The 9,089-nt window shown below is 74.7% G+C and carries 2 protein-coding genes; both read left to right on the plus strand.

What is annotated here, in order from left to right; translation table 11 throughout:
- Nucleotides 1-121: 121 nt before the first annotated feature.
- The gene (locus B082_RS36995) at nt 122-7,663 is read left to right on the plus strand and encodes a type I polyketide synthase (RefSeq protein WP_063831079.1); all 7,542 of its coding nucleotides are present in this window, start codon (nt 122-124) and stop codon (nt 7,661-7,663) included.
- Nucleotides 7,664-7,698: 35 nt separating this feature from the next.
- A partial coding sequence (locus B082_RS0129635; RefSeq protein ID WP_420707706.1) for a type I polyketide synthase occupies nt 7,699-9,089 on the plus strand: 1,391 nt, incomplete at its 3' end.

The following is a 9,089-nucleotide window of genomic DNA, read 5'->3' on the forward strand; positions in this document are numbered from 1 at the left end:
CGCGGGCCCGCGGAGATCCGCCGGACAGGCCCGAGGCGCCCGGGACCGGGTTTCACCGAGATCGCGGAATAGCGCGGCACAGCGCGGAAGGGCAGGACGTCACATGGACACCTCGCGACCCATGAAATCCTCCCGCGCCGGCGATCAGCCGGTGGCGGTCGTCGGTGTCTCGTGCCGGCTGCCGGGCGCGGCCGGCCCGGACGAGTTCTGGCGGCTGCTGACCGACGGGCGGAGCACGGTCGGCCGCGTTCCGGCCGGACGAGAACCGGCCGGCGGCGACTGGGGCGCGTTCATCGAGGACGTCGACCGGTTCGACGCCGGCTTCTTCGGGATCACCCCCCGCGAGGCCGCCGTACTCGACCCCCAGCAGCGGCTGATGCTCGAACTCGCCTGGGAGGCGTTCGAGGACGCCCGGATCGTTCCCGGCGAACTGTCCGGCAGCGCGACAGGCGTGTTCGTCGGCGCGATGCGCGACGACTACGCCCTGCTGGCCGACCACGCCGGCCGCGCCGCGCTCAACCACCACGCGATGGCCGGCCTCAGCCGAGGCGTCATCGCCAACCGGGTCTCGCACACCATCGGACTGCGCGGGCCCAGCCTCGTCATCGACACCGGCCAGGCCTCCTCGCTGGTCGCCGTGCACACCGCAGTGGAGAGCCTGCGGCGCGGCGAGAGCACCCTCGCCCTCGCGGGCGGCGTCAACCTCAACCTCGCGGCCGGGACCGGCGCACTCGCCGAGGAGTTCGGGGGCCTGTCCCCGGACGGCCGCTGCTACACCTTCGACCACCGGGCCAACGGCTTCGTACGCGGCGAGGGCGGCGTCGCCCTCGTCCTCCGGCTGCTCCCGGACGCCATCGCCGCCGGCGACCGCGTCTACGGCGTGATCCACGGCGGTGCCGTCAACCACGACGGCGCGGCCGAGCAGCTGACCACCCCCAGCCGTGACGCCCAGGCCGAGGTGCTGCGACAGGCGTACGCGTCGGCCGGCATCGCCCCGGAGTCCGTGCAGTACGTCGAACTGCACGGCACCGGCACCCCGGTGGGCGACCCGGTCGAGGCGGCCGCACTCGGCGCCGTGCTCGGCAGCGCCCGCGACACCACGCGCCCCTTGCTCGTCGGGTCGGTCAAGACGAACGTGGGGCACCTGGAGGCCGCGGCGGGAGCGGCCGGCCTGCTCAAGACCGTGCTGGCCCTGTCGCACGGCCACATCCCCGCGAGCCTCGGCTTCGAGAAGCCCAGCCCCGGCATCGCGCTGGACGAACTGAACCTGCGGGTCGTCGGCGACCCCACCGAGTGGCCGGACGCCGACCGCCCCCGGATCGCCGGAGTCAGCTCCTTCGGCATGGGCGGCACCAACTGCCACCTCGTCCTCTCCCAGCCCCCGGCGCCGGCCCCCGCGCCCGCCTCCCCGCATCCGGTGCCGGTGCCGGTGGTGCCCTGGGTGCTGTCCGGCCGCGGCGCCGCCGCACTGCGCGGACAGGCCGCGGCGCTGCGCCCGGCGGTGGGCGCGGCCGGTGCGCGCGAGGTGGGCTGGTCGCTGGCGACGACCCGGACCCGGTTCGAGCACCGTGCCGTGGTGGTGGGCGGTGACGCCGAGAGCCTGGACGCCGGTCTCGACGCGCTCGCCCGCGGCGAGTGGCTGCCGCAGACCGTGTCCGGAGTGGCCGGCGACGGCCTGACCGGGTTCGTGTTCTCGGGTCAGGGCGGTCAGCGGGTCGGTATGGGCCGGGAACTGGCGGAGGCGTTCCCGGTGTTCGCGGCGGCGCTGGACGAGGTGTGTGAGCACTTCGACGGGCTGCGCGAGGTGATGTTCACCGACGCGGATTCCCTGAAGAACACCGGCTGGGCGCAGCCCGCGATCTTCGCCGTCGAGGTGGCGTTGTTCCGGCTGGTCGAGTCGTGGGGGGTCCACCCCGACTACCTGGTCGGTCACTCGGTGGGTGAGCTGGCCGCCGCGCATGTCGCTGGGGTGCTGTCTCTGGCGGATGCGTGCCGGCTGGTGTCGGCGCGTGCGGGTCTGATGCAGGCGCTGCCCGCCGGCGGGGCGATGTGGGCCGTACGGGCGACCCCCGAGGAGGTCACCCCGCTACTGCCCGACGGCGCCTCGGTGGCGGCGGTGAACGCCCCCGGTCAGGTCGTCGTCTCCGGTACGCGCGAGGCGGTCGAGGCGGTGGCCGCTCGGCTCACCGGACGGCAGGGCCGCCGGCTGGACGTCAGCCACGCCTTCCACTCGCACCTGATGGACCCGATGCTCGCCGAATTCACTTCTGCGGCGAGCGAGTTGACGTACGACACCCCCCGCGTCCCGATCGTGTCCACGCTGACCGGGGAGCCGACCGAGGAGTTCACCGCGTCGTACTGGGCCGACCAGGTCCGCGGCACGGTCCGCTTCGCCGACGCCATCACCCGGCTCACGGCCCTGGGCGTCACCCGGTTCCTGGAGCTGGGCCCGGACGCCGGGCTCGTCGGCGCGATCGGTGAGACCCGTGAGGGTGCCCTCGCCGTGGCGGCGCTCAGCCGTAAGCAGCCCGAACCCGTCACCGCCGTCACGACTCTGGCCCGGCTGTGGGCGGACGGTGCCGACGTCGACTGGACGGCCCTCTTCCCGGGGCCCGCCCCGGCCACCGTGGACCTGCCCACCTACGCCTTCCAGCGGCGCCGCCACTGGTTCGACACGGCCTCGGAACCGGCCGCCGACGAGGAGGTCGTGACCAGCGCGGCCGGCGCACGGCTCGCCGAGGCCCGTACGCGGGACGAGCGGCGGCTCGTCCTCCTGGACCTGGTCCGGACGCGGGCGGCCGCCGTGCTCGGATACGAGGACACCGAAGCGATCCCGGCCCGAACCCCGTTCAAGGACATCGGGTTCGACTCGCAGTCGCTGCTCCGGCTGAGCGGACGGATCGCCACCGACCTGGCCGTCGAGCTGCCGGGCACCGTGCTGTTCAACCACCCCACCCCGGAACGGCTGGCCGCGTACCTGCTGGAGGCGGTGCACGGCAGGCCCGTGGCGCCCGCCGCGCCCGAACCGGTCCGGGCCGCCGCGGACGAACCGCTCGCCATCGTCGGCATGGCGTGCCGGCTGCCCGGCGACGTCGACGGCCCGGACGCGCTGTGGAAGCTCCTCATGGCGGGCGGCGACGCCATCGGCCCGCTCCCCGCCGACCGGGGCTGGGACATCGACGCGCTGTACGACCCCGACCCGGACCGGCCCGGCAGCAGCTATGTGCGGGCCGGCGGATTCCTGGGCGGGGCCACCGAGTTCGACCACGAGTTCTTCGGCATCTCCGCCCGCGAGGCACTGGCCATGGACCCGCAGCAGCGGCTGCTGATGCAGACCGCCTGGGCCGCGTTCGAGAACGCGGGGCTGCTGCCGGACGACCTCAAGGGCAGCGACACGGGTGTGTTCGCGGGCGTGATGCCCTCGGACTACGGCAGCCCGGACAGCATGCCGGACGAGCTGGTGGGCTACCAGGTCACGGGCGGGGCACCGAGCGTCGCCTCCGGGCGGCTCGCCTACCACTTCGGCTTCACCGGGCCCGCCGTCAGTGTCGACACGGCCTGCTCCGGCTCCCTGGTCGCCCTGCACCTGGCCGCCCAGTCGCTGGCCTCGGGCGAGTGCGGACTCGCCCTCGTCGCCGGGGTCTCGATCACCCCCACACCCGCCTCGCTGATCAGCTTCAGCCGGCTGCGCGCCCTGTCCGCCGACGGCCGCTGCCGCGCGTTCGCCGAGGACGCGGACGGCTTCGGCATGGGCGAGGGCGTCGGCGTCCTCCTGGTGGAGCGGCTGTCCGACGCCCGCCGCAACGGTCACCGGGTGCTCGCGCTGGTACGCGGCAGCGCGATCAACCAGGACGGCGCGTCGAACGGTCTGACCGCGCCCAACGGCCTGTCCCAGGAGCAGGTGATCCGCCGGGCGCTGGGCCGGGCCGGCCTCGGCCCCGCCGACGTGGACGCCGTCGAGGCGCACGGCACCGGGACCCGGCTCGGCGATCCGATCGAGGCGCACGCGCTCATGGCGACGTACGGCGAAGGCCGGCCCGCCGAGCGGCCCCTGTGGCTCGGCTCGGTCAAGTCCAACGTGGGGCACACCCAGGCGGCGGCCGGCGTCGTCGGCGTGATCAAGATGGTGCAGGCGCTGCGGCACGGCACCCTGCCGGGCACCCTGCACGTGGCCGAACCCACCTCGCGGGTGGACTGGGAGACGGGCGGCGTCCGGCTGCTCGCCGAGTCCCGGCCCTGGCCGGAGACGGACCGGCCGCGCCGGGCCGGTGTCTCCGCGTTCGGCATCAGCGGCACCAACGCCCACGTGATCCTGGAACAGCCCCCCCGGCCGCGGCCCGAGCCCGTCGCGGCACCGGCCGCGGCCGGCCCGTCCGCCGTGCCATGGCTGCTGTCGGCCCGCGACGGGCAGGTCCTGCGGGACCGGGCCGCCTCGCTGGCTGCCTGGGCGGACGGCGGCACCGAACCGGCGGCGGTGGGACGGGAACTGGCGACGGCACGGACCTGGTTCGAGCACCGGGCCGCGGTCGTCGGCGGGCACGACGAGGGGCTGCGGGCGCTGGTGGCCGGTGAGCCCTGCGCACACGTGGTGTCGGGCCTGGCGGGACCGCTGGGGCGGACCGTGTTCGTCTTCCCCGGGCAGGGCGCGCAGTGGGTCGGCATGGGTGCCGGTCTGCTGGACGGCTCCGAGGTGTTCGCACGGGCCGTCGCCCAGTGCGAGGAGGCCCTATCGGCGTACGTCGACTGGTCGTTGACCGATGTGCTGCGAGGCGCGGAGGGGGCCGCGTCGCTGGAGCGGGTGGATGTGGTGCAGCCCGCCTCGTTCGCCGTGATGGTCGCGCTGGCCGCCGTCTGGCGCTCGTACGGAATCGAACCGGACGCCGTGGTCGGGCACTCGCAGGGCGAGATCGCCGCTGCCTGCGTGGCCGGGGCACTGTCCCTGGAGGACGCGGCGCGGGTGGTGTGCCTGCGCAGCAGGGCGCTGACCGCGCTGGCGGGCCGTGGCGCCATGGCCATCGTCGCGGTGCCGGAGGAAGAGGCCGAAGCCCTCGTGTCCCGGTTCGACGGGCGGCTGTCCGTCGCCGCCGTGAACGGGCCCGGCATGGTGGTGCTCTCCGGAGACCCCGCCGCACTCGAAGACGTGGGCCGCACCTGCGAGGAGCGGGGTGTACGGGTGCGGACGATCCCCGTCGACTACGCCTCGCACTCCGCGCACGTCGAGGAGATCCTCGGCGAACTTGGCGAACTGCTCGCCCCCGTACGGCCCCGCACACCCCGGGTGCCGTTCTTCTCCACCGTCACCGCCGACTGGATCGACTCCCCGGCGCTCGACGCCGCCTACTGGGGCACGAACCTGCGCCGCCCCGTGCGGTTCGCCGAAGCCGTGCGGGCACTCGCCGGGCAGGGCCACGGGCTCTTCGTGGAATGCAGCCCGCATCCGGTGCTGCTCGCCGCGACCGAGGAGACCCTCGCCGAACACGACGACACCTGCGCCGTGGGCTCGCTGCGCCGCAACGACGGCGGCCCCGACCGCCTGCTCCTCTCGCTGGCCGAGGCGTGGGTGCGCGGCGCCCCCGTCGACTTCGGCCCCGCGTTCACCGGGGGGTCCGCGCGGCCCGCTTCCGACCTGCCCGGCTACCCCTTCCGGCGCCGCCGCCACTGGCTCGAAGCGCCGGCCGCGGCCGCCGCACGCCGGGAGACCGCCGTCGTCGACAGCTGGCGCTACCACGTCGACTGGACGCCCGTGCCGGACATTGGGGAGCCGTCGCTCTCCGGCGACTGGCTGGTGCTCATCCCGACGGGCCCGTCGCGCGACGGCCTCGTGGAGACGGTGCTGACGGGCCTCGCCCGGCACGGCGCCACCCCCCACGCCATCGGCGTGGCCGACCTGGTGCGCGAGGGGGCCGCCCTGCCGGACCGGATCGACGGCATCCTGTCGCTGGCCGCCCTGGACGAGCGGCCGAGCGCCGGCCGGCCCGAAGTCACCACCGGCCTCGCCGCTACCGTCACCGCGGTACGGGCCCTGGCCGCGCGCGCTCCCGGCGCCCCGCTGTGGCTGGCCACATCGGGCGCGGTCGGCACCGCGTCCGACGACACCGTCAGCGCCCCCCTCCAGGCCCAGGTCTGGGGCCTGGGCGTGGTGCTCGGCCTGGAGGAGGCCGACCGGACCTGCGGCCTGGTGGACCTGCCGGGCGAACCGGGCGCGGACAGCCTCCGGCAGCTCGCGGCGGTCCTGTCCGGGGCCACCGGGGAGCACGAGGTGGCCGTACGCGACGACACCGTGTACGCCCGAAGACTCGTCCACGCCCCCGCGCCGGACGCCGAGCCGTGGCGCCCGCGCGGCACCGTGCTGATCACCGGGGGCACCGGAGTCCTGGGCGCCCACGTGGCGCGCTGGGCCGCCCGGCACGGAGCGGCCCGCCTGATCCTGACCAGCAGACTCGGCCCGGACGCGCCGGGCGCCGACGAGCTGACCGCCGAACTGACCGGACTCGGCGCCGAGGTGACGGTCGCCGCCTGCGACGCCGCCGACGCGGACCGGCTCGCCGCCGTCCTCGCGACGATCGGCGAGGACCGGCCGCTGACCGCCGTCGTGCACGCCGCCGGGGTCACCCATCCGGAGACCCCCGTCGGCGACCTGACCGACGCCGAACTCGCCCGGGTGCTGCGGGCGAAGGTGACGGGCGCCCGCAACCTGGACGCCCTCACCGCGGACCTGGACCTGGACGCCTTCGTCCTCTTCTCGTCCGGGGCCGGCATCTGGGGCGACGTCGGCAAGGCCGGATACGCCGCCGCCAACGCCTACCTGGACGCGTTCACCGCAGAGCGGCGCGCCCGCGGCGCGGTGGCCACGTCCGTCGCCTGGGGCGCCTGGGACGGCGGCATGTCCGAGGGGGACGCCGCCGAACTGTTCGCGCGGCGCGGCGTACGCCTCATGTCGCCCGAGCGGGCCGTCCGGGCACTCGCCCGCGCGGTGGGCCGGGGTGACACGAACGTCGCCGTCGCCGACTTCGACCTGGCCCGTTTCCTGCCCCTCTACACGATGACGCGGGACCGCCGCCTCGTCGCCGGGCTCAGCCCCGTACAGCAGGACACCGCGTACCCGGTGCCGGCCTCGTACACGGACGGTGCCGAGCCGGCGCCCGAGCCCTCGTCGGGGCTCGCGGACCGGCTGGCCGGGCTGCCCGCCGACGAGCGGGAGAGCGCCCTGACGGACCTGGTCAGCGGGGAGGCCGCGACCGTCCTCAAGGCCGAAGGGCCGCAGAGCGTGCGACCGCGCTCGACCTTCAAGGAACTCGGCTTCGACTCCCTCACCGCGCTGGAGTTCCGCAACCGGCTGGGCGTCGCGACCGGCCTGAAGCTGCCCGCTTCCCTCATCTACGACCACCCCACTCCGCTGGCACTCGTCCAGCATTTGAGCGACGAGCTGTTCGGTGGGGCCGACGACGTATTGGCCGAACTGGACCGTATGGAAGCCCGGTTGTCCGCCCTGCCGGACGAGGAACGCGACCGTATCGGACTGGCCGACCGACTGCGTTCCCTGCTGCGCCGGGTGGAGCCGGCCGAGCAGACCACGGCCGGCGCACAGGCCGACGACGACCTGACGGCGGCTTCGAACGACGAGATCTTCGACCTGATCGACCGGGAGTTGGGTATCAGATGAGCGGCGACGCGACCGAACAGCGGCTGCGGGAGTACCTGAACCGACTCACCGCCGAGCTGCGAACCAGCCGCAAGAAGGTCCGGGAGCTTGAGGACAAGCGGACCGAGCCCATCGCGATCGTCTCGATGAGCTGCCGCTTCCCCGGCGGCGCCGACACCCCCGAGAAGTACTGGGAGCTGGTCGAGGCCGCCGCCGACGTCGTCGGCGAGATGCCGGGAGACCGGGGCTGGGACCTGGACGGGCTGTACCACCCCGACCCCGAGCACCCCGGCACCAGCTACACCAGGCGCGGGGCGTTCCTGGCCCGCGCCGCCGAATTCGACGCCGGGTTCTTCGGGATCTCGCCGCGCGAGGCCCTCGCCATGGACCCCCAGCAGCGGCTGCTCCTGGAGACGTCGTGGGAGGCGATCGAGCGGGCCGGGATCGACCCCGAGAGCCTGACCGGCGAGCGCGCGGGCGTGTTCGTGGGTGCGAGCAACGCGGGCTACGGCTCCGATGTACGCGCCGTCCCCGAGGGCGTCGAGGGCCATCTGCTGACCGGCAGCCACGACTCCGTGATGTCCGGCCGGATCGCGTACACCCTGGGCCTTGAGGGGCCCGCCGTCACCATCGACACGGGGTGCTCCTCGGCGCTGGTGGCCCTGCACCTGGCGATCCGTGCCCTGCGCGACGACGACTGCTCCCTCGCGCTGGCCGGCGCCGCCGCGGTGATGGGCCATCCGCTCAACTTCACCGAATTCAGCAGGCAGTCCGGGCTCGCCGAGGACGGCCGGGTCAAGGCGTTCTCCGACGACGCCGACGGGACCGGCTGGGGCGAGGGCGTCGGCGTGCTGCTCCTGGAACGCCTCTCGGACGCCCAGCGCAACGGCCACCGGATCCTGGCCGTGCTCCGCGGCTCCGCCGTGAACCAGGACGGCGCTTCCAACGGCATGACCGCGCCCAGCGGTCCGGCGCAGCAGCGGGTGATCCGCCAGGCGCTGGCGAACGCGGGCGTGGCGGCGGCCGAGGTCGACGTGGTGGAGGCGCACGGCACGGGCACGACGCTCGGTGATCCGATCGAGGCGCAGGCGCTGCTGGCGACGTACGGCCGGAACCGCCCCGAGGACCGCCCGCTGTGGCTGGGCTCGGTGAAGTCGAACATCGGCCACACCCAGGCCGCTGCCGGTGTGGCCGGCGTGATCAAGATGGTGCTGGCGATGCGGCACGGTGTGCTGCCGAAGTCGCTGCACGTGGGCACGCCTTCGTCGCACGTGGACTGGTCGTCGGGTGCGGTGGAGCTTCTGTCCGAAGCCCGTGAGTGGCCGGCCGGTGAGCAGCCGAGGCGCGCGGGTGTGTCGGCGTTCGGGATCAGCGGGACGAACGCGCACGTGATCGTGGAGGAGGCGCCCGAGACGGAGACCCCGGAGCCGGCGCCTTCGGTGGCGCC

The sequence above is a fragment of the Streptomyces sp. ATexAB-D23 genome (genome assembly GCF_000373645.1).
Taxonomy (GTDB): domain Bacteria; phylum Actinomycetota; class Actinomycetes; order Streptomycetales; family Streptomycetaceae; genus Streptomyces; species Streptomyces castrisilvae.

What these genes read in the sequence shown, in the direction of transcription:
- B082_RS36995 (WP_063831079.1), top strand. Translation starts at nt 122, where the DNA reads ATGAAATCCTCCCGCGCCGGCGATCAGCCGGTGGCGGTCGTCGGTGTC.